Source organism: Bifidobacterium sp. LH_389, from assembly GCF_056357235.1.
Genome location: NZ_JBKEVR010000005.1, coordinates 61,078 through 80,056 on the forward strand (window position 1 = coordinate 61,078; position 18,979 = coordinate 80,056).

General features: G+C 63.7%; 30 protein-coding genes. 5 read left to right on the forward strand and 25 right to left on the reverse strand.

Translation table 11 applies throughout. From position 1 onward, the window contains the following. Nucleotides 1-111: 111 nt before the first annotated feature. The 3 genes from AC1AZA_RS06775 to tatC are packed head-to-tail and all read left to right on the forward strand — an operon-like array spanning nt 112 to nt 1,856. Entirely contained in the window at nt 112-516 is a 405-nt protein-coding gene (locus AC1AZA_RS06775; protein WP_476513908.1) for a twin-arginine translocase TatA/TatE family subunit, read from the forward strand. Further along, nucleotides 513-932, forward strand: coding sequence for a Sec-independent protein translocase subunit TatA (gene tatA / locus AC1AZA_RS06780; protein WP_476513909.1), 420 nt, complete (start codon nt 513-515; stop codon nt 930-932). Before AC1AZA_RS06775 ends, tatA begins: the two co-directional genes overlap by 4 nt. Before the next feature lie 57 nt (nt 933-989). Next, nucleotides 990-1,856, forward strand: a complete 867-nt coding sequence (gene tatC, locus AC1AZA_RS06785) for a twin-arginine translocase subunit TatC (protein WP_476513910.1) — start codon at nt 990-992, stop codon at nt 1,854-1,856. A gap of 161 nt (nt 1,857-2,017) precedes the next feature. Here the strand turns inward: tatC and AC1AZA_RS06790 are convergent, their stop codons facing one another. Beyond that, nucleotides 2,018-3,070, reverse strand: a complete 1,053-nt coding sequence (locus tag AC1AZA_RS06790; RefSeq protein ID WP_476513911.1) for a LacI family DNA-binding transcriptional regulator — start codon at nt 3,068-3,070, stop codon at nt 2,018-2,020. A 251-nt stretch (nt 3,071-3,321) separates the two neighbouring features. Here AC1AZA_RS06790 and AC1AZA_RS06795 point away from each other — a divergent pair, with 251 nt between their 5' ends. Beyond that, complete coding sequence (locus AC1AZA_RS06795) at nt 3,322-4,512, forward strand: Gfo/Idh/MocA family protein (protein ID WP_476513912.1); 1,191 nt, start codon at nt 3,322-3,324, stop codon at nt 4,510-4,512. Between the two features lie 204 nt (nt 4,513-4,716). Here the strand turns inward: AC1AZA_RS06795 and AC1AZA_RS06800 are convergent, their stop codons facing one another. From AC1AZA_RS06800 to AC1AZA_RS06915, 24 genes are all read right to left on the reverse strand, one after another. Further along, nucleotides 4,717-5,280, reverse strand: a complete 564-nt coding sequence (locus tag AC1AZA_RS06800; RefSeq protein ID WP_476513913.1) for an adenylate kinase — start codon at nt 5,278-5,280, stop codon at nt 4,717-4,719. Nucleotides 5,281-5,352: 72 nt separating this feature from the next. Next, on the reverse strand, nt 5,353-6,693 hold the full coding sequence (gene secY, locus AC1AZA_RS06805; RefSeq protein ID WP_476513914.1) for a preprotein translocase subunit SecY: 1,341 nt from the start codon (nt 6,691-6,693) through the stop codon (nt 5,353-5,355). A 250-nt stretch (nt 6,694-6,943) separates the two neighbouring features. After that, nucleotides 6,944-7,402 carry a 50S ribosomal protein L15 gene (gene rplO, locus AC1AZA_RS06810; protein WP_476513915.1) on the reverse strand — a complete coding sequence of 153 codons (459 nt, stop codon included), beginning with the start codon at nt 7,400-7,402 and terminating at the stop codon, nt 6,944-6,946. A gap of 2 nt (nt 7,403-7,404) precedes the next feature. Further along, nucleotides 7,405-7,587 (reverse strand): 50S ribosomal protein L30, encoded by a 183-nt coding sequence (gene rpmD, locus AC1AZA_RS06815; RefSeq protein ID WP_476514018.1) that lies wholly within the window; start codon nt 7,585-7,587, stop codon nt 7,405-7,407. Nucleotides 7,588-7,592: 5 nt separating this feature from the next. Continuing rightward, nucleotides 7,593-8,333, reverse strand: a complete 741-nt coding sequence (rpsE, locus tag AC1AZA_RS06820) for a 30S ribosomal protein S5 (protein WP_476513916.1) — start codon at nt 8,331-8,333, stop codon at nt 7,593-7,595. Next, nucleotides 8,330-8,701 carry a 50S ribosomal protein L18 gene (rplR, locus tag AC1AZA_RS06825; RefSeq protein WP_476513917.1) on the reverse strand — a complete coding sequence of 124 codons (372 nt, stop codon included), beginning with the start codon at nt 8,699-8,701 and terminating at the stop codon, nt 8,330-8,332. The genes rpsE and rplR overlap by 4 nt, the downstream gene beginning before the upstream one ends. A 1-nt stretch (nt 8,702) precedes the next feature. Continuing rightward, nucleotides 8,703-9,242: a 50S ribosomal protein L6 gene (gene rplF, locus AC1AZA_RS06830; RefSeq protein ID WP_476513918.1), complete on the reverse strand. Its 540-nt coding sequence runs from the start codon at nt 9,240-9,242 to the stop codon at nt 8,703-8,705. Nucleotides 9,243-9,259: 17 nt separating this feature from the next. Beyond that, nucleotides 9,260-9,658 (reverse strand): 30S ribosomal protein S8, encoded by a 399-nt coding sequence (gene rpsH / locus AC1AZA_RS06835; protein ID WP_476513919.1) that lies wholly within the window; start codon nt 9,656-9,658, stop codon nt 9,260-9,262. An 80-nt stretch (nt 9,659-9,738) separates the two neighbouring features. Further along, a complete protein-coding gene (locus AC1AZA_RS06840; protein ID WP_476513920.1) occupies nt 9,739-9,924 on the reverse strand; it encodes a type Z 30S ribosomal protein S14 in 186 nt (61 codons plus the stop codon). Between the two features lies 1 nt (nt 9,925). Beyond that, nucleotides 9,926-10,504: a 50S ribosomal protein L5 gene (rplE, locus tag AC1AZA_RS06845; protein WP_476513921.1), complete on the reverse strand. Its 579-nt coding sequence runs from the start codon at nt 10,502-10,504 to the stop codon at nt 9,926-9,928. Beyond that, a complete protein-coding gene (gene rplX, locus AC1AZA_RS06850) occupies nt 10,501-10,836 on the reverse strand; it encodes a 50S ribosomal protein L24 (RefSeq protein ID WP_476513922.1) in 336 nt (111 codons plus the stop codon). The genes rplE and rplX overlap by 4 nt, the downstream gene beginning before the upstream one ends. A 2-nt stretch (nt 10,837-10,838) precedes the next feature. After that, on the reverse strand, nt 10,839-11,207 hold the full coding sequence (gene rplN, locus AC1AZA_RS06855; RefSeq protein WP_003814521.1) for a 50S ribosomal protein L14: 369 nt from the start codon (nt 11,205-11,207) through the stop codon (nt 10,839-10,841). Nucleotides 11,208-11,331: 124 nt separating this feature from the next. Continuing rightward, nucleotides 11,332-11,607, reverse strand: a complete 276-nt coding sequence (rpsQ, locus tag AC1AZA_RS06860) for a 30S ribosomal protein S17 (RefSeq protein ID WP_476513923.1) — start codon at nt 11,605-11,607, stop codon at nt 11,332-11,334. A 2-nt stretch (nt 11,608-11,609) separates the two neighbouring features. After that, the gene (gene rpmC / locus AC1AZA_RS06865) at nt 11,610-11,873 is read right to left on the reverse strand and encodes a 50S ribosomal protein L29 (protein WP_476513924.1); all 264 of its coding nucleotides are present in this window, start codon (nt 11,871-11,873) and stop codon (nt 11,610-11,612) included. Then, nucleotides 11,873-12,292 carry a 50S ribosomal protein L16 gene (gene rplP, locus AC1AZA_RS06870; RefSeq protein WP_476513925.1) on the reverse strand — a complete coding sequence of 140 codons (420 nt, stop codon included), beginning with the start codon at nt 12,290-12,292 and terminating at the stop codon, nt 11,873-11,875. Before rplP ends, rpmC begins: the two co-directional genes overlap by 1 nt. 4 nt (nt 12,293-12,296) lie before the next feature. Then, a complete protein-coding gene (gene rpsC / locus AC1AZA_RS06875) occupies nt 12,297-13,103 on the reverse strand; it encodes a 30S ribosomal protein S3 (RefSeq protein WP_476513926.1) in 807 nt (268 codons plus the stop codon). Between the two features lie 2 nt (nt 13,104-13,105). Beyond that, nucleotides 13,106-13,465 carry a 50S ribosomal protein L22 gene (gene rplV, locus AC1AZA_RS06880; protein WP_476513927.1) on the reverse strand — a complete coding sequence of 120 codons (360 nt, stop codon included), beginning with the start codon at nt 13,463-13,465 and terminating at the stop codon, nt 13,106-13,108. 13 nt (nt 13,466-13,478) lie between these two features. Then, nucleotides 13,479-13,757 carry a 30S ribosomal protein S19 gene (rpsS, locus tag AC1AZA_RS06885; RefSeq protein WP_003814508.1) on the reverse strand — a complete coding sequence of 93 codons (279 nt, stop codon included), beginning with the start codon at nt 13,755-13,757 and terminating at the stop codon, nt 13,479-13,481. A 15-nt stretch (nt 13,758-13,772) separates the two neighbouring features. Next, complete coding sequence (gene rplB / locus AC1AZA_RS06890) at nt 13,773-14,603, reverse strand: 50S ribosomal protein L2 (RefSeq protein ID WP_476513928.1); 831 nt, start codon at nt 14,601-14,603, stop codon at nt 13,773-13,775. 36 nt (nt 14,604-14,639) lie between these two features. Continuing rightward, entirely contained in the window at nt 14,640-14,936 is a 297-nt protein-coding gene (rplW, locus tag AC1AZA_RS06895; protein ID WP_476513929.1) for a 50S ribosomal protein L23, read from the reverse strand. A 5-nt stretch (nt 14,937-14,941) separates the two neighbouring features. After that, a complete protein-coding gene (rplD, locus tag AC1AZA_RS06900) occupies nt 14,942-15,607 on the reverse strand; it encodes a 50S ribosomal protein L4 (RefSeq protein WP_476513930.1) in 666 nt (221 codons plus the stop codon). 6 nt (nt 15,608-15,613) lie between these two features. Beyond that, the gene (gene rplC / locus AC1AZA_RS06905) at nt 15,614-16,267 is read right to left on the reverse strand and encodes a 50S ribosomal protein L3 (protein ID WP_476513931.1); all 654 of its coding nucleotides are present in this window, start codon (nt 16,265-16,267) and stop codon (nt 15,614-15,616) included. A 17-nt stretch (nt 16,268-16,284) separates the two neighbouring features. After that, nucleotides 16,285-16,593 (reverse strand): 30S ribosomal protein S10, encoded by a 309-nt coding sequence (gene rpsJ, locus AC1AZA_RS06910; protein ID WP_003827292.1) that lies wholly within the window; start codon nt 16,591-16,593, stop codon nt 16,285-16,287. 261 nt (nt 16,594-16,854) lie between these two features. After that, a complete protein-coding gene (locus AC1AZA_RS06915; RefSeq protein WP_476513932.1) occupies nt 16,855-17,829 on the reverse strand; it encodes a glycosyltransferase family A protein in 975 nt (324 codons plus the stop codon). 359 nt (nt 17,830-18,188) lie between these two features. Here AC1AZA_RS06915 and budA point away from each other — a divergent pair, with 359 nt between their 5' ends. Further along, nucleotides 18,189-18,941 (forward strand): acetolactate decarboxylase, encoded by a 753-nt coding sequence (gene budA / locus AC1AZA_RS06920; RefSeq protein ID WP_476513933.1) that lies wholly within the window; start codon nt 18,189-18,191, stop codon nt 18,939-18,941. Nucleotides 18,942-18,979 lie beyond the last annotated feature (38 nt).

Sequence of the window (18,979 nt, forward strand, 5' to 3'; positions counted from 1 at the left end):
CTTGACGATGGAGCCAATCAACCCATTCCCAGAGCCACGCAACGACGCGCGAGATATCCCCGATGCCGCCGGAGCCCGGCTCCTCCACCGATCGGGCGGAGAGGAGGCACCATGTTCGGCATCAACGGTTCCGAGCTCGCGGTCATCCTCGTCGTGGCCGCACTCGTACTCGGACCACGCAACATCGCGCAGGCCGTCAAGGCGTTCCGATCCCTCGTGCAGACAGCCAAGGGCTTCAGCTCGAACCTTCGAGCGGAGGTCAACGGCCATCTGCCGGGCATCGATGCGCCCGGCGATCCGCTCAAGTCCATCGGACTTGATGCCGGATCGTTCGACCTGCGCGACGTCAATCCCAAGGCGATAGTGCGCAAGGCCGTGCGCGAGGAGATGGACGCATGGATGCGCGAAGTCGACCTCAACTCACTGGCCGATCTGGCACAGCGCACGACCGATACCGCCAACTCTGCGAGAGTGCCCGCCGCAACCGTTCCGACTTCGAAGGGAGTCCAGTCATGAAACCAACCCATCTGCTCATCGTACTCATCGTGGTGCTCATCATCTTCGGCGCCTCCAAGCTGCCTGACCTCGCCCGATCCATAGGCCAATCCGCCAAGATCCTGCGCAAGGACCTCAAGGACATGCAGGAAGAGGACCGCGCGGAGGCAACCGCCGCCACGCCCGCCACGCCTGCGGCATCCCCGGTGGCCGGCAATACATGGGTCGCCGCGGCACCAACCGCTCAGGCACCCGCTGCAGCCCCCGGAATGTCGCAACCGGCGGCATACGCCACGCAGCAGAACGCGTATGCACAACAGGCGTATGCACAGCCGCCGGCAACACCCGGCACGGCTCCCGCATACGCCGTGCCGTCCATCGTCGCACCGACGTCTCCAACGATCACCGACCCCTCGACCGCGTCCCGATCATACTGAACACGGCCTTGCGCATTGCAGCCGCCAGTCGTTCCCGCCCTGTAGAAAGGAGGCATCGTGCCGCACGCCCTGATGGCAGGTACTGCTGCGCTCTACGCTCGTTTGCGTAGTTTTCTCGTCGCCCGACGCGATGCATTCCGCGCATGGCGGGAGCGTCGCAGGCTCGCCCGCACGCGCATGAGTCTCGGCGACCATCTGCGCGTGCTGCGGAAACGGCTGCTCTGGGCGTTCGCCGGCATCGCCGTCGGCATCGCGGCCGGATGGTTCGCCTACACTCCTATCCTCGACTATCTGCAATCACTGCTGCGAGGCATCACCGGCCAGACCCCGCAGCTCAACTTCCAGACCATCGGCGCAGCGCTCGACCTTCAGGTCAACGTGGCCATCTGGTCCGGCATCATCCTGTCCTCGCCGTGGTGGATCCTGCAGATCTGCCTGTTCATCGGCCCTGGGCTCATGCGCCGGGAGAAACTGTTCGCCGCCGCCTTCGGTTTCGCGGGTACGCTGCTGTTCGTTGCGGGCGCATGGGTGGGGGTCATGTGCATTCCCGAAGCGGTCGTCGCCCTATCCTCCTTCGTGCCCGAGGACGCGGCGGTGCTTCTGCGCGCGGACGCGTTCGTGGCCTTCTGCGTGAAGCTGGTGCTGGCGTTCGGCCTGTCGTTCCTCATCCCGGAACTGCTGGTGGCGCTCAACTTCGCAGGCATCCTGCGCACCTCCGCCATGCTGCATGGCTGGCGCTGGGCCACGATCATCGCCTTCACCTTCGCCGCCATCGCCAACCCGGTGCCCAATCCCGTGCCGATGATCATCCAGGCGTTGGTGCTACTGGCACTGTATGGCGCGGCCATCGGCATCAGCGCGCTGCACGAGCGCGCAATCACGCGTCACCACCAGCCGCAAACCGCAGCGACCACCTCGCGCTGACTCCATGCGAAAGCATGCCATTGATGAAATTACGGGCTCAACGTCGCGAAAATCGGAATTCCAAGCGCCAATCTATCGCCACAGCGATCATTTGACGCTTGGAATCGCGAGATTAGCGACGTTGAGCCCGTAATTCGCAGCCCGCAACGTCCCGGACGCGCTTACCGCCGCGTGGAGTCGCGCTCCACCAGCCGCGGGTGCAGAGCGATCGTCGCGTAGGGAGAATCGTCGCCGTTGATGCGCGCCAGCAGACGCGTGACGCACAGCTTCGCATAGTCCTTCCACATCGGGTCCACGGTGGTAAGCGCCGGCGAGGAATACCGACTTTCCGCAATGTTGTCGAAACCGATCACCTGCACGTCCCCGGGCACGGAAACGCCGCGCAGCTGCAGCTCGTACAGGGCGCCCAGCGCCGCGGAGTCGTTGTAGCACAGGATCGCGTCGGGACGGCCGCCCTCGCCTGCGGACAGTAGATCGTCCACGGCGGAGGCCCCGCCGCCCATGGTCCAGCGCCTGCCATCCGGGATGAGCGACCAGTCGACGGGCAGACCGTTGTCCCGCAGCGCGTCGAGGTAGCCTTCGAGTCGGTCGATCACGGCCGCGCCGCGCACTGCGGCCTGACGATGGTACGTATCGCGCGTGATGCCCTCCGGAGCGCACAGGGCGGCGATGCGCGTGCAGCCGCGGTCGATGAGCAGCTGCGTGGTTTCACGGAGCGTGCCGCGGTTGTCCAGCGTGACAAGGTCGGCCTTGCCGAACGCCGTGTAGTTGCCGCACTGCACGATCGGATACTCGCCCTCGAGCGCCTTGCCTTCGTCCTCCAGCGGATGGCTGGCGTACACGATCCACCCGTCCGCGTTGGAGTACGGCGCCTCGCGGATGAGCTCCTCCACCCCTCCCTTGAGCTGGTTGTAGGTGCTGATGGTCACGGTGTAGCCCTTGGCGGTCGCCTCGTCTATCACGCCCTCGAGCAGCTGCGTGTAGAACGGACTGTCGAAGCCGCCGATGGCCAGCCCGATGGTCTGGTGCCGGCGGGTCTTGAGATAGCGCGCCGCAGTGTCGATGCGGTAGCCGAGCTTGGCGACGGCCGCGTCGACCTTCTTCTGCGTCTTGGGCAGTACGTTGCCCACGCCGTTGATGGCGTTCGATACGGTTTTGATCGAAACGCCGGCCTCCTTGGCGACCTCTGCCATGGTGACTCGTTTAGCTGCCATGACGCTCCTCGTTGACCACTGAACATGTAATAGATTACCTTCAGTGTACACAAGCAGTCATATTGTGTCAATAGATAGCTGATTTGCCTGTTTTACCGGCATTCAGATCGTTGCCCGAGCCACAGGGGCGAGCGCCACGAACGGCAGACCGGACGGGCCGATACAATGGCTGCACCGACTGCCATACGCCGGCTCGCCCCGCAACACGCCGAATTACTCGTCACGCGCCGGAGATTCAAGGAGGAATCGCCATGCCATCCGATCGTCCCGCAACACCACCAGTCACCACACCACCCGCAATCCCGCCCGTCCGCATCGCCCTCATCGGGGCCGGCGGCATGGGCCGGCAATACGCCGAACTCATCCGCAGCCACCCCGAGGGGCCACTGCGCCTCACCGCCGCCGTCTGCCGCAGCGAGGACGCCCGGCAGTGGGCCGCACGCACGCTCGACGACCGCGTGCTGATCTGCCCGGACACGGACGCGCTGTACGCGCCGGAGCACCGCGGTCTGTTCGACGCGGCGCTCATCGTCACCCAGCAGGAGCTTCACCCGCAGCTCGCCGTCCAGGCGTTCGAGCACGGCAAGCACGTCCTGTGCGACAAGCCGGCAGCCCGCTCGCTCGGTGAATGCGAGTCCATGGTCGCCGCCGCGGACAGGACAGGACTCGCGTTCGGCATGATCTTCCAGCAGCGCTGCTACGCCCGGCACCTACGCATCCGCGAACTGCTACTGTCCGGGGCACTCGGCACGGTACGGCGCGCGCAGCTCACCGACTCGCAGTACTTCCGCACGGTCGCCTACCATCATTCCCGCCCGTGGCGCAGCAGCTGGGCGCACGAGGGCGGCGGCGTGCTCACCAGCCAGGGTCCTCACATCCTCGACCTATGGCAGTGGCTGTTCGGCATGCCCGCCACGGTCCATGCCACCATCCCGTTCGGCAAGTACAACGACTTCGCGGTCGACGACGAATCCACGCTCGTCATGACCTATCCGAACCGCATGACCGGCACGTTCGTCATCACCACCGGCGAGGGCGTGGGCGAAACGCGCCTCGACATTCAGGGCACGCGCGGGCGGCTCGTGATGGACGGCGATCTGCTGCGCATCTGGGAATACGGCATGGATACGGACGACTACCGCCGCACGGCCTCCTGCACCGATGCGCGCGCCCTGCCGGTCACATACCGCGAGGAGCGCATTCCCGACCCGACCGGCATGGAGCATTACTGGCAGGTGTTGGAACGGTTCGGCCTCGCCGTGCAGGGACGCGGCGAGCAGGTGGCGGACGGGCGCGAGGGACTGCGCTGTCTGGAGCTGGCCGATGCGGCATACCTTTCGGCGTGGCAGGACGAGACGGTCCGTCTGCCGTTAGACGCCGCGCTGTTCGCACGTGAATTGGAGGCGCGGATCGCCGCGGAGACGAGCCGCCGGGCGGGCTGAAGTCGTGCCGAACATTTCGCATGATCGGTCCAACCTATGCCGCCGCTGACGCAGGTTGGACCGATCGCGCGAAAAAACGGCCGTTTCCGGGGCCGAAAATCGCATGATCGGTCCAACCTGCCAATACGGGCGCACAGGTTGGACCGATCATGCAAAAGGACCCTGCCACAGAAATGCGGCAGGGTCCTTGGCAAGCAAACGAACTCAGGCGTCTAGCTTGGCGATGATGTTGGCGGAGATCTCCTTGATCTCGCCCACGCCGTCCACCTCGACGAGCTGGCCGCGGTCGCGGTAGATGTCCAGCAGCGGAGCGGTTTCCTTCGCGTAGGTTTCCAGACGCTTGGCGATGGCCTCCGGCGTATCATCCGAACGGCCCTCGATCTGGGCGCGCTTGGCAATGCGCTCCATGAGCACGTCGTGGTCGGCGTCCAGCGCGACGACCTTGTCGAGCGGGGTGTCCAGATCCTTGAGCATCGCATCGAGCGCCTCAACCTGAGCGGCGTTACGCGGGTAGCCGTCAAGGATCCAGCCGGACTTGGCATCATCCTGAGCCAGACGGTCCTTGACGATCTTGTTGGTCAGCTCGTCGGGGACCAGTTCGCCCTTGTCTGTGTACTTGAGCGCCTCAAGTCCGAGCGGGGTCTTGTTCTTGATGTTGTAGCGGAAGATATCGCCGGTGGAGATGGCGGGGATGTTGTAGTGCTCGGCGAGCAGCGCGGCCTGGGTGCCCTTGCCGACGCCCTGCGGTCCCATGATCAGCAGACGCATGATAGTCTCTCTTTCCCTCGGGGTCGCGGCGGCGTCCTTTGCCTGCCGCCGCGACGGTTGACTTGGTTGAGTTTACTTGGCCTTGGCTGCGGCGCCCTTGGCGTCGTCCTCGAAGAGGAAGCCGGCGTACTGGAACTGCTCGGTCTGCGCCTTGGCCTGACGCAGGGTGTCGAGACCCACACCGGCGATGATCAGGATCGTGGTGCCGCCGAAGGGCAGCTGCGAGTTGATCTGCAGGGCCATGATGAGCACGGTCGGGATGAGCGCCACGAACAGCAGGTAGACGGCACCCACGGTGTTGAGGCGGTTCATGACGTAGGTCAGGTAGGCGCTGGTGGCGCGGCCAGCGCGGATGCCGGGGATGAAGCCGCCGTACTGCTTCATGTTGTCCGCCGTCTCGTCCGGGTTGAACGTGATGGAGGTGTAGAAGAAGCAGAAGAACACGATCATCAGCGCGTACAGGCCGATGTACCACACAGAGGTGGTGGACGCCAGATTGTTCTGGATCCACACGACCCAGCTCTGCTCGGCGTTGCCGAACTGGGCGATCAGGGTCGGGATGGCCAGGATGGAGGAGGCGAAGATGGGCGGGATGACGCCGGACATGTTGATCTTGAGCGGCAGGTAGGTGGAGGAGCCACCGTACATCTTGCGGCCGATCATGCGGCGCGTGTACTGCACCGGGATGCGGCGCTGGCACAACTCCACGAAGTCCACGAACACGAAGATGACGAGCAGCACGCCCACGACGATGCCGAACTTGAGCCAGTCGCCGTCGGTGCCGTTGGTGCCCCAGCCGATGGTCCACAGCTGCGGCAGGAAGCCGGAGCAGATGGACATGAAGATGAGGATGGACATGCCCTGACCGATGCCCTTGTCCGTGATGAGCTCGGCCATCCACATGATCAGGCCGGTGCCGCCGGTCATGATGAGCACCATGACCACGAGGTTCCACACGGAACCGTCCGGGATGACCTGGGAGCAGGAGTAGTTGAACAGCGCGCCGGAGCGGGCGGTGACGAGAATGGTGGTGGACTGCAGCAATGCCAGACCGATGGTGAGGTAACGGGTGTACTGCGTGAGCTTGGCCTCGCCGGACTGGCCCTCCTTGTGCAGGGCTTCGAAGCGCGGGATCACCACGCGCAGCAGCTGCACCACGATGGACGCGGTGATGTACGGCATGACGCCCAGCGCGAAGATGGACAGCTGGAGCAAGGCGCCGCCGGAGAACAGGTTGACCAGTCCGACGAAGTCCTCGCTGCTGGAGCTGGCCACACACTGCTGCACGACCTTGTAGTCCACGCCCGGCGTAGGGATGAACGAGCCGATGCGGTAGATGATGATGATAAAGAAGACAAAGAGGATCTTCTTCCTCAGTTCCTTCGTTTTAAAGGCCTGGATTAACGTCCTCACCTGATGATCCTCCTAGTTGAAAAAACACACTGTCAGCCAGTGTACTCTCTTCCCACGTAAAAACCTACCGACGAGCCGATGCGCGGGCAAATGAGTGCGTGGCACGTCTGTGCGGCTGGAGCACGCCGGCGCCGAGCAACGGGAAAACCCGGAATACAAGAAAGGTCCTTCCCTGCGTTCGTGACGCTGGGAAGGACCATTCTCTACGATGCGTATGCCGCCGGACACCTCAGCATCCGGCGCATAGCAATCAGGCCTCGACGGAACCGCCGGCGGCCTCGATCTTGGCCTTGGCGGACGCGGAGACCTTCACGCCCTTGAGCGTGTAGGCCGCGGTCACGTCGCCATCGCCAAGCACCTTGACCGGCGCATTGCGACGGACAAGGCCCTTGGCGGCCAGATCTTCCGCGGAAACCTCGCCACCGGCCGGGAAGGCCTCGACGAGCTTGGTGATGTTCACGACCTGATAGGTGGTCTTGAACGGGTTCTTGAAGCCACGCAGCTTCGGCAGGCGCATATACAGCGGGAGCTGACCGCCTTCGAAGCCCGGACGGACCTGATAGCGGGCCTTGGTGCCCTTGGTGCCGCGACCAGAGGTCTTACCCTTGGAGCCCTCACCGCGGCCAACGCGGATGCGATCCTTGTTGGCGCCCGGAGCCGGCTTCAGGTGGTGCATCTGGATGATGGTGCGCTCTTCTTCGTTTGCCATGATCAGTCGACCTCCTCGACAGTGACCAGGTGACGCAGCACGGCCACCTGACCGCGCACGGCCTTGGTGTCCTCGCGGGTCACGGTCTTACCGATCTTGTTGAGGCCCAGGGTCTGGGCGGCGGCGCGCTGACGCGGCGTGGAGTTCACCAGACCGTGGTGCAGGGTGATGTTGATGGTAGCCATGATGCTCACTCACCATCCTTCGCTTCTGCGGCGGCCTTGGCCTGAGCCTCTTCACGAGCCTTGCGGGCCTCGGCGATGCCGGCGGCGCGGGCACGGAGCAGGGCGTCCGGGGCGACTTCCTCAAGGGAAAGTCCACGACGGGCGGCGATCTCCTCCGGCTCCTCGAGCTGCTTGAGGGCGTCCACGGTGGCGCGAACCATGTTCACGGCCGTGGCGGAGCCCATGGACTTGGACAGGATGTCCGTGATGCCGGCGCACTCCATGACGGCGCGGACCGGGCCGCCGGCGATAACGCCGGTGCCGGGGGCGGCGGGACGCAGCAGGACCGTGCCTGCGGCGTCGTGGCCGATCACCGGGTGGGTGACGGTGCCGCGAACGCGCGGGATGGAGAACATGTGCTTCTTGGCATCCAGCTGGCCCTTGGCGATGGCCGCCGGGACCTCACGGGACTTGCCATAGCCGACGCCAACGGTGCCGTTGCCGTCGCCGACCACCACGAGGGCGGCGAAGCTGAACGTACGGCCACCCTTGTGGGTCTTGGACACGCGGTTGATGGTCACGACGCGATCAAGGAGCTCATCGCCCTTGTTCTCCTCGCGACGGTTGCGGCGCTCGCCACGACGGCCTTCGCCGCGCTGGCCACGACGGCCGCGACGGTCCTCGCCGGCGTTGTTCTTGGTCTCTTCGGCAGCCGCAGTGTTCTGGGTTTCTTCAGCCACTTGAGTTTCCTTCTCGTTGTCGCTCACAGTGCCAGACCTCCCTCACGGGCGCCATCCGCCACAGCCGCGACGCGACCGGTGTACTTGTTGCCGCCACGGTCGAACACCACCTGGGTGATGCCGGCGTCGAGGGCCTTCTTCGCGATGAGCTCGCCAACGTGCTTGGCGGCCTCGGTCTTGGTGCCTTCGAAGCCCTTGAAATCGTTGTGCAGCGTGGACTCGGACACGAGGGTGATGCCCTTGGTGTCGTCGATGATCTGCGCGACCATGTGACGGGTGGAGCGGCTCACCACCAGACGCGGACGCTCGGCGGTGCCCACGATCTTCTTGCGAATGCGTGCGTGACGACGCAGACGCGCGACATACTTGCCCTTACCGAAAATCTGGACGGTCATGTTACTTACCAGCCTTTCCAGCCTTGCGCAGGATGTGCTCGTCGGAGTACTTGATGCCCTTGCCCTTGTACGGTTCCGGAGCGCGCAGCTTGCGGATGTTGGCCGCAACCTGACCCACCTGCTGCTTGTCGGTGCCCTTCACCACGACCTCGTTCGGGTTCGGCAGCTCGAAGGTGATGCCTTCGGGAGCCTCGACCGTGATGGTGTGGGAGTAGCCCAGGGAGAATTCGATGCCCTTGCCCTTCATGGCGGCACGGTAACCGGTGCCGACGATGAGCAGGTGCTTCTCGTAGCCGTCGTGCACGCCCTTGACCATCGAAGCGATGATGGAGCGGGACAGGCCATGCTTGGCGCGGGTCGGGCGCAGGTCGTCGGCAGCGGTCAGGATGATCTCGTTGCCTTCGACCTTGGCGGTGATGCCCTCGGGGAGCACGTAGGAGTCGGTGCCCTTCGCACCCTTGGCGGAGAAGTTCTGACCTTCGATCGTCACTTCAACGCCGGCGGGAACGGTGACGGGGAGCTTACCAATATGCGATGCCATGTGTCAGCTCTCCTTTCTCACCACACGAAGGCGACGATCTCGCCGCCGATGCCCTTGTCCAGGCATTCCTTCTGGGTCATCAGTCCCGACGAAGTCGAGATAATGGCGATGCCGAGGCCGCCCAACGGCATGGGCAGGGAATCGGACTTCGCGTAGCGACGCAGGCCCGGCTTGGAGATGCGCTTGATGCCCTGGATGGAGCGCTCACCGTGCGGACCGTACTTGAGGGTCACCTCAAGGGTCTGGCCGACCTTCGCCTCTTTGGCGGAGAAGTCGGCGATGTAGCCTTCGCGCTTGAGGATCTGCGCGATGTTGGCCTTGAACTTGGAGTACGGCATGTCCACCGTGGTGTGCTTCGCCGCGCTCGCGTTACGCAGACGCGTGAGCATGTCTGCGATCGGATCTGTCATTGTCATTGTGGGCTTATGCCCTTTCTCGTCGCGGTTTCCGCCGCCCGCCCCGAAGGGCTAAGGCCGCGGACCTTCAACGTCGATGTTTACCAACTGGACTTCGTCACGCCGGGCAGCTCGCCGCGGTGAGCCTTCTCGCGAAGGCAGATGCGGCACAGGCCGAACTTGCGGTACACGGAATGGGGACGACCGCACACCTGGCAGCGCGTGTAGGCACGCACCTTGAACTTCGGCTTGCCGGCCGCCTTTTGCTTAAGAGCGGTTTTTGCCATATCAGTTCTCCTTGAAGGGGAAGCCGAGGTGCTTGAGGAACACGCGGGCTTCCTTGTCGTCCTTGGTGCTGGTCACCACGGTGATGTCCATGCCGCGCTGGTGATCGATCGAATCGGGATCGATCTCGTGGAACATGGACTGCTCGGTGAGACCAAAGTTGTAGTTGCCCTGACCGTCGAACTGGTTGCCGTTGATGCCGCGGAAGTCGCGGATGCGCGGCAGGGCCAGCGTCAGGAGGCGATCGAGGAACTCCCACATGCGGTCGCCACGCAGGGTGACGTACGCACCGATGGCCTGGCCTTCACGCAGGTGGAACTGCGCGACGGACTTCTTGGCCTTGGTGATCTTCGGCTTCTGGCCGGTGATCAGGGTGAGGTCCTTGACGGCGCCTTCGATGAGCTTGGAGTCGCGAGCGGCGGCACCCACACCCATGGAGACGACGACCTTCTGAAGGCGCGGCACCTGCATCGGGTTGGAGTAGTGGAACTCCTTCTCGAGGTCGGGGATGATGACGTCCTTGTACTGCTGCTTCAAGCGCGGGACAGCAGGCGCTTCAACTGCGGTGGTAGTTTCGCTCATGCCAGCTCCTTGCCTGACTTCTTGGCCACGCGGACGCGCACGGTCTTGACCTTGCCGTCACGGGCTTCCTGCTTGATGATCACGCCGACGCGGGTGGGCTCGCCGGTCTCCGGGTCGATCAGCATCACGTTGGAGCGATGGATCGGAGCCTCGGTGGGGACGATGCCGGCCTGCTGGCCCTGCTGGGTGGCGCGAACGTGCTTCTTGACGATCTGCACGCCTTCGACGATCAGACGATCGTCCTTGAGGACGCGGAGGACCTTGCCCTCCTTACCGCGATCCTTGCCGCGGATGACCTTCACCTGGTCGCCGGTCTTGATCTTGGCTACCATAATCAGATCACCTCCGGGGCGAGGGACACGATGCGCATGAAGCGCTTGTCGCGCAGTTCACGAGCGATCGGTCCAAAGATACGCGTGCCCTTCGGTTCACGGCCGGAGCCGAGAATGACGGCGGCGTTCTCATCGAACTTGATGTAGGAGCCGTCCACGCGACGGTGCTCCTTGACAGTGCGAACGACGACGGCCTTGACCACGTCGCCCTTCTTGACCGACCCGCCAGGGATCGCATCCTTGACGGAGGCGACGATCACGTCGCCGAGGCCGGCATAGCGTCGCTTCGAACCACCGAGCACGCGGATGGCAAGGAGTTCCTTGGCACCCGTGTTGTCGGCGACATGAAGCCGCGTTTCCTGCTGAATCATTGATTCTCCTTAGCCGCGCTGGTTCTCCCCGTGCACCGGGGCGGAGCGAAGGCGCAATCCCCCGATGAACGGGAGCATGCGCCTTCGCTCCGCTCGGTGACACGCGGAGCCTTGCCGAACTTGTTTACTTGGCGCGCTCGATGATGGATTCGAGACGCCAGCGCTTGGTCTTGCTCAGAGGCCGAGTTTCCATAATACTCACTAAATCGCCGATGTGTGCGGCGTTTTGCTCATCATGGGCCTTGACCTTGCTGGTGGTGCGAACGACCTTGCCGTACAGCGGGTGGGTCGAACGGTGCTCAAGCTCGACGGTGATCGTCTTGTCCATCTTGTCGGACACGACGTAACCACGACGAACCTTGCGGGAATTGCGCTGTTCCTGCTGCTTTTCCTCAGCCATGCTTACTTCTCCTCAGCCTTAGTCTCGGTGGAGTCCTCGGCCGGCGTCGGGACGATGCCCAGCTCACGTTCGCGCAGCACGGTGTACATGCGGGCGATGTCGCGCTTGACGGCCTTCAGACGGGAGGTGTTGTCGAGCTGACCGGTGGCCAGCTGGAAGCGGAGGTTGAACAGCTCCTCCTTGGACTTCTTGAGGAAGTCCTCGATCTCAGCGTTGGTCTTCTCGGTCAGGTTCTTGATGGAATATTCCTTGGTTCCGACTGCCATCAGATGTCACCGCCTTCACGCGCAATCACACGGCACTTCATGGGGAGCTTGTCGATGGCGCGGCGCAGGGCCTCGCGAGCGACGTCCTCGGACACACCGCCGATCTCGAAGAGCACGCGACCGGGGTGGATGTTGGCCACCCAGAACTCGGGCGCACCCTTACCGGAACCCATTCGGGCACCGAGGGCGTGCTTGGTCAGCGGGCGATCCGGGAAGATGTCGATCCACACGCGGCCGCCACGCTTGATGTAGCGGGTCATGGCGATACGTGCAGCCTCGATCTGACGGTTGGTGATGTAGGCCGGAGCCAGCGCCTGGATGCCGTAATCGCCGAAGGCGACGTTGGCGCCGCCCTTGGTCATGCCATGGCGGTCCGGACGGTGCTGCTTACGGTACTTGGTCCTCTTTGGGATAAGCATCAGCTCACTCCTTCGTTTCCGTGGCGGCAGGAGCCTCGGCGGCGGCCGGCGCGGCGGCGGCGGTCTGCTGCTGGGCCTCGGCGGAACGGTTGCCACGGCGCGGACGACGATCACGGTCGCCACGACGGCCGGGGCGGTTGTTCTGCTGAGCCTGCTGCTCTTCGAACTCACGCTCGGTCATATCGCCCTTGTAGATCCACACCTTCACGCCGATGCGGCCGTAGGTGGTCTTGGCCTCGAAGAAGCCGTAATCAATCAGGGCGCGCAGGGTCTGCAGCGGAACACGACCCTCGCGGTAGAACTCGGAACGGCTCATTTCCGCACCGCCGAGGCGGCCGGAGAGCTTGATGCGGATGCCCTTGGCGCCAGCACGCATAGCATCCTGCTGGGCCTTGCGCATCGCGCGGCGGAAGGTAACGCGGTTGGTCAGCTGCTCGGCGATGCCCTGAGCGACGAGCTGGGCGTCCAGCGCGGCGTTCTTGACCTCGAAGATGTTGAGCTGAACCTGCTTGCCGGTCATCTTCTCGAGCTTGGCACGAACGCGCTCGGCCTCGGCGCCACGGCGACCGATGACGATGCCCGGGCGGGCGGTGTGGATGTCCACACGCACGCGGTCGCGGGTGCGCTCGATGACGATGCGGGACACGCCTGCACGCTCGAGATCCTTGCTCATGGCCTTGCGGATCTGGTCGTCCTCAAGGACGAAATCACGGTAGCGCTCGCCGACCTTGACGGAATCGGAGAACCACTTGGAGCGGTGGTTCTCGGTAATGCCCAGACGGTAGCCAAAGGGATTAATCTTCTGACCCATCTTTAGCGGGCTCCTTCCTTGCTAGCGACGACGACGGTGATGTGGGAGGTACGCTTGTTGATGCGACCGGCGCGGCCCTGGGCACGAGCGCGGAAGCGCTTGAGGGTCACACCTTCGTCAACGTAGGTCTCCTTGATGACCAGATCGTTCTCGCGGAACGGCTCGTTGGCCTTGTCGGCCTTGACGCGCGCGTTCGCGATGGCGCTCTCGAGGACCTTGCGCACCGGAAGGGACGCGTCCTGGGGAGCGAACTTGAGAATGGTGATGGCTTCGGTCGCCTGCTTGCCTCGGATGAGGTTGACCATGCGGCGAGCCTTGCGCGGCGTCACGCGGACGTGACGAGCGATTGCTTTAGCTTCCATGTGTCCTTACTCCTTAGCGGCGTGCCTTCTTGTCGTCCTTCACATGACCCTTGAAGGTCTTGGTCGGGGCGAACTCTCCGAGCTTGTGGCCCACCATGGCCTCGGTGACGAACACCGGGACGTGCTTGCGGCCATCGTGAACGGCGAAGGTGTGTCCGATGAAATCAGGGGTGATCATCGAACGACGGGACCACGTCTTGATGACGTTCTTCGTGCCCTTCTCGTTCTGCTCGTCGACTTTCTTCTGCAAGTGGGCGTCGACGAAGGGGCCCTTCTTGATGCTACGAGTCATCTTCTCGCTACTCCCTTACTTGCGGTTCTTACCATTCGGACGGCGACGAACGATCATCTTGTTCGAAGCCTTCTTCGGACGGCGAGTACGAACCTCACCCTTGCCCCAAGGCGACACCGGCGGCTTGCCACCGCGGGTACGACCGCCATGCGGGTGGTCGACCGGGTTCATGGACTCACCACGGGTGATCGGGCGCTTGCCCATCCAACGGGCGCGACCAGCCTTGCCGAGCTGAATGTTGGCGTGATCTTCGTTGCCGACCTCACCGACGGTGGCGCGGCAGCGCGCATCCACGTTGCGGATTTCGCCGGACGGCATACGCAGCTGGGCGTAGGCACCGTCCTTGGCGACGAGCTGCACGGCGGCACCGGCGGAGCGGGCGATCTTCGCGCCGCCCAGCGGACGGAGCTCGATGGCGTGCACCACGGTACCGGTCGGGATGTTCTTCAGCGGCAGGTTGTTGCCGGGCTTGATGTCGGCGTTCTCACCGGTCTCGATCGCGTCGCCCTGCTTGATGCCCTTGGGCGCGATGATGTAGCGCTTCTCGCCGTCTGCATAGTGCAGCAGCGCGATGCGGGCGGAACGGTTCGGGTCGTACTCGATGTGAGCGACCTTGGCGGGCACGCCGTCCTTGTCCCAGCGACGGAAATCGATGAGACGGTAGGCGCGCTTGTGACCGCCGCCGCGGTGGCGGGAGGTCATGCGGCCGTAAGAGTTGCGACCGCCGGTCTTGGTCAGCTTGCGAACCAGCGACTTCTCAGGCGTGGAGCGCGTGAGATCGGAAAAATCCGCAACGGACGCGTTGCGACGGCCTGCAGTCGTCGGCTTATAAACGCGGATAGCCATAATGTAGTTCTTCCTTTAACTTTTCTCGGCTAGCCTTCAGTTGCCGAAGATGTCGATCGTCTGGCCCTCGGCCACGGTCACGATGGCGCGCTTCTGCGTAACGCGCTGACCGAAACCGGTGCGGGTGCGCTTGACCTTGCCAATGCGCTTGAGGGTGTTGACGCTCGTCACCTTCACCTTGAAGATCTGCTCGACGGCCTGCTTGATCTGCACCTTGTTGGTGTTCGGAGCCACCACGAAGGTGTACTGGCCGCGGTCAGAGTTGGCGTAGCTCTTCTCGGAAACGACGGGCTTGATGATCACGTCGTGTGCGGGGTTATGGATAGCTGCCATGAAGATCAGGCCTCCTTGGTCTCGGCCTGGACGCTCTTCGCGGCGAGGAAGGCTTCGAAGCCATCCTTGGAGAAGACGACGTCTTCGGCAGTGACCACATCGTACGTGTTGAGCTGATCAGCGAAAATCGGGTGCACGGTGGGGATGTTCCGGACGGACAGCCACTCGTTCACGTTCTCGCGGGAGAGGACGACCGTGGTGAAACGGTTCTCGGTCACGGCCAGAGCGGCGACGGCGGACTTGGTGGACGGAGCTTCGGCAACACCGAAGTCAACCACGTGCACGCGGCCGTTGTTGGCGCGATCGGAAAGGATGTAGCGCAGGGCTGCAGCCTTCATCTTCTTGGGGGTGCGCTGGGAGTAGTCGCGCGGCTGCGGGCCGTGGACAACGCCGCCGTGGTACCACTGCGGAGCGCGGATGGAGCCCTGACGAGCACGACCGGTGCCCTTCTGCTTCCACGGCTTCTTGCCGCCGCCGGAGACCATGCCACGAGTCTTGGTGGCATGGGTGCCCTGACGGGCAGCGGCGAGCTGCGCGATGGCAACCTGATGGATCAGCGGAATGCGGGACTCCACTTCCTCGGCGGAGAAGCCGAAGATGTCGGCGGGGGCGTCGACGGTGCCGGCGGCCTGACCCTTGGCGTCCGTGATGTTCAGAGCGATGTTAGCCATGATTTATCAGGCTCCCTTCACTGCGGTGCGGACGAGGACGATGCTGCCCTTCGGGCCCGGAACGGCGCCCTTGAGAGCGAGCACGCCGTTCTCCACGTCAGCGGAAACGACGGCCAGGTTCTGCACGGTGCACGTCACGTGGCCCATACGGCCAGCCATGCGCTTGCCCTTGAGAATACGACCCGGGGTGGCGCAGGCGCCGACGGAACCGGGACGACGCTCGTTCTTGTGAGAACCGTGGGAACGGCGGTAGGACTTGAAGCCCCAGCGCTTGATGGTGCCGGCGAAGCCCTTACCCTTGGTGGTGCCGGTCACGTCGACCTCGGAACCCTCCGGGAACACCTCGGCGGTGATCTCCTGACCGGGCTGGTAGGTCTCGGCATCCTCGGTGCGCACCTCGGCGAGGTGGCGACGCGGGGTGACGCCGGCCTTGGCAAAGTGGCCAGCGAGCGGCTTGGTCACCTTGGTGGGATCGATCTGGCCGTATCCGATCTGGATGGCCTTGTAGCCGTCCGTCTCCTCGGACTTGACGGCGGTCACCACGTTGGTGGAAACCTCCACCAGGGTGACGGGGACGAAGAAGCCATTCTCGTCCCAAACCTGAGACATGCCGAGCTTCTTGCCGAGCATAGCCTTGTGGCTACCACGCTGCGAAGTCATGATGGTTCCCTCCTCCCTTACAGCTTGATCTCGATGTTGACGTCTGCGGGCAGATCAATGTGCATCAGGGAGTCCACAGCCTTCGGAGTGGGGTCCACGATGTCGATGAGACGCTTGTGAGTACGCATCTCGAAGTGCTCGCGAGAATCCTTGTACTTGTGAGGAGAACGGATAACACAGAAAACGTTCTTCTCGGTCGGCAGCGGAACGGGGCCAACAACAGTTGCGCCCGCGTTCGTCACCGTTTCGACGATCTTCTTCGCCGATTGGTCGATGACCTCATGGTCATAGGACTTAAGCCTGATGCGGATTTTCTGTCCCGCCATTGCCGTCCGCCCTTTCTAGCGATTCGTTACTATTACCAACCTGATTCAGGGCACCGGCAGTCCGACGCACACGGGCGAACCCGGCGGTCTTACCACATCAGTGCGCGAACCCGCCGCACGCTTGCCACGCGCGGCCGCTTCGCGCTCGCTTTTTGAATTCCAATTTGCGAGCCCAAAACAGGCAACTTGACTATTAAAGCACTAGGACTGGCCCTAGCAGAATTCGGGCGTGTCGCGTTCGCGCCACGCTTCCTTGGCGACTCAGCGGGCCTCGGGCGGGTATTGCGGGGCGGAGCAGCGGGCACGGTTGATGCGCACGGCCGCAGCCATGCCGCCGTCTCCATAGGTGGGGTGGTCCAGAAACGCGCGCGTGACCATGGAATGCTGCATAAGCTCGGGATGCACCTGCACCGCGTCCTCCCACATGCGCAGTCTCGTCGAGGCCAGCGCATCCAGAGCCAGCGCCACCTGCTCGACGTGCGCCGCATACGCCTCGCGATGCCTGCCGATGATGTGCCGCAGCAGTCTGGTGCGCCGCTCCATGCTCTTCATGTTCGAGCTCACCGCCGCGGTGCGGTAGTTCACCAGCGGCTCCTCTACCACCTTGATATGCGAGTCCGCCCCGCCCGCCTCCAGCAGGCTCAGGCAGAACTCCCAGTCCTCGAAGCCCTCGCGCATGGATTCGTCATAGCCGCCACAGCGCTCCCAGAGTTCGCGGCGGAACAGGCATGCTGACGGGCAGCGGTTGCACGGCAGGAAATCCTCGAGCGTCCCGCCGCCGGGCCGCACCACGCAATCCAGCACACCGAAGCACTTGAGCCAGCCGGACGCGGCCACGGCCGTCCCATCCTCACGCAGCACGGCCAGCGTGCGTTCCAGAAAATGCGGCAGCAACAGGTCGTCGCCGTCCAGCACACAGATATATGGAGTGTGCGCGCAGGCGACGCCCGCATTGCGCGCGGCGGACACGCCGGCATTGGCCTGCCGGATCACGCGAATGCCTTCGCCGCCACGGCGGGACAACGCCTCGAGCGTCGCCACCGATGCGGCGTCTTCGGACCCGTCGTCCACCACGATGACGCTCGCCGGGCGAACCGTCTGGCGGAGAAGCGAGTCCACGGCGTCCGCGAGCATCTCCCCCTGATTGCATCCGGTGACCACCGCAGTGATGTCCCGTGCCACGCTCTGCTGCGCTGCGATGCCCTGCCGTGCCGTTGTGCTCTGCCCTACCGCCATGTCGCTCATCATAGCCGCATCGCACGCCGCAATTCCCGCCTTCGCACACGCAAACTACGTTGTACAAAGCCGGACTATGCGCGATGCGGGCGGCCTCCGCCGGACCGTTCGGGATAATTTCGATTTGTGTGGTGGTTTTGACGGCATCGCCCGGATAGAGACCGCGTCATTGTGCCGGTTTTCCGCCGCTTCTACTCAGGCATACGGCATATTTCAACCACACAAATCGAAAATATGGATGTAGTTCCGCTCGTAGCCCCGCGAGCGCCCCCTTCGACGCATGGAACGGCACCCGACTGCAGCGCATGGAGATTCATGCTCGCCCCGGCATAGGTACCACATGGCCTAAGGTACCAAGTATGAGCACTGCGATTGCGAAGAACATCGAGCCGATCCGGGAGCATCGGGCGAATGTGCTGTACCAACACGGCACGCTGGCGTTGCTCGTGCCCGGCCTGCTCGAAGGCACCACCACCATGGGAGAGCTGCTCGCGCAGGGGGATACCGGCATCGGCACCGGAGAAGGGCTGGACGGGGAGATCATCGTGCTGGACGGCAAGCCGTGGCGCGTGGGGCGCAGTGGCAAGGTCGAGGCGGTGCCGGACGACTTCGCCATGCCGTTCGCCACCATGCATCGCGCGGCGTTCCAGTACCAGTGCGAGCGCAGCGACATTGGCCTCAAGGAGCTCAACCAGCGCATCGTGGAGGCGAACGGGCGCGCGAACACGTTCTTCGCGGTGATCGTGCGCGGCACGTTCAGCTTCATGAAGACGCGCGCGGTGATCAAACAGCAGGCACCCTACCCCACGCTCGAGGAGGTGGCGGACCGGCAGGCCATCTTCCTCGGACAGGACGTGAAGGGCACCATGCTCGGTTATTTCTCCCCGATCATGTTCCACGGGGCTGCGGTGGCCGGCTTCCACGAGCATTTCCTTGCGGACGACCATTCGATCGGCGGGCATGTGCTGGACGCGGTGCTGGAACGCGGCGAGATTCTTACGCAAGTGTTCGACACGCTGGTCCAGCATCTGCCGGTGGACAATCCGCAGTACCGCAACCACGACTTCACGCAAGACAACATCGCCGAAGCCATCACAAACGCGGAAGGCTGAGCTTACACCACGGCGGCGAGGACAAGAATGAGACCGGG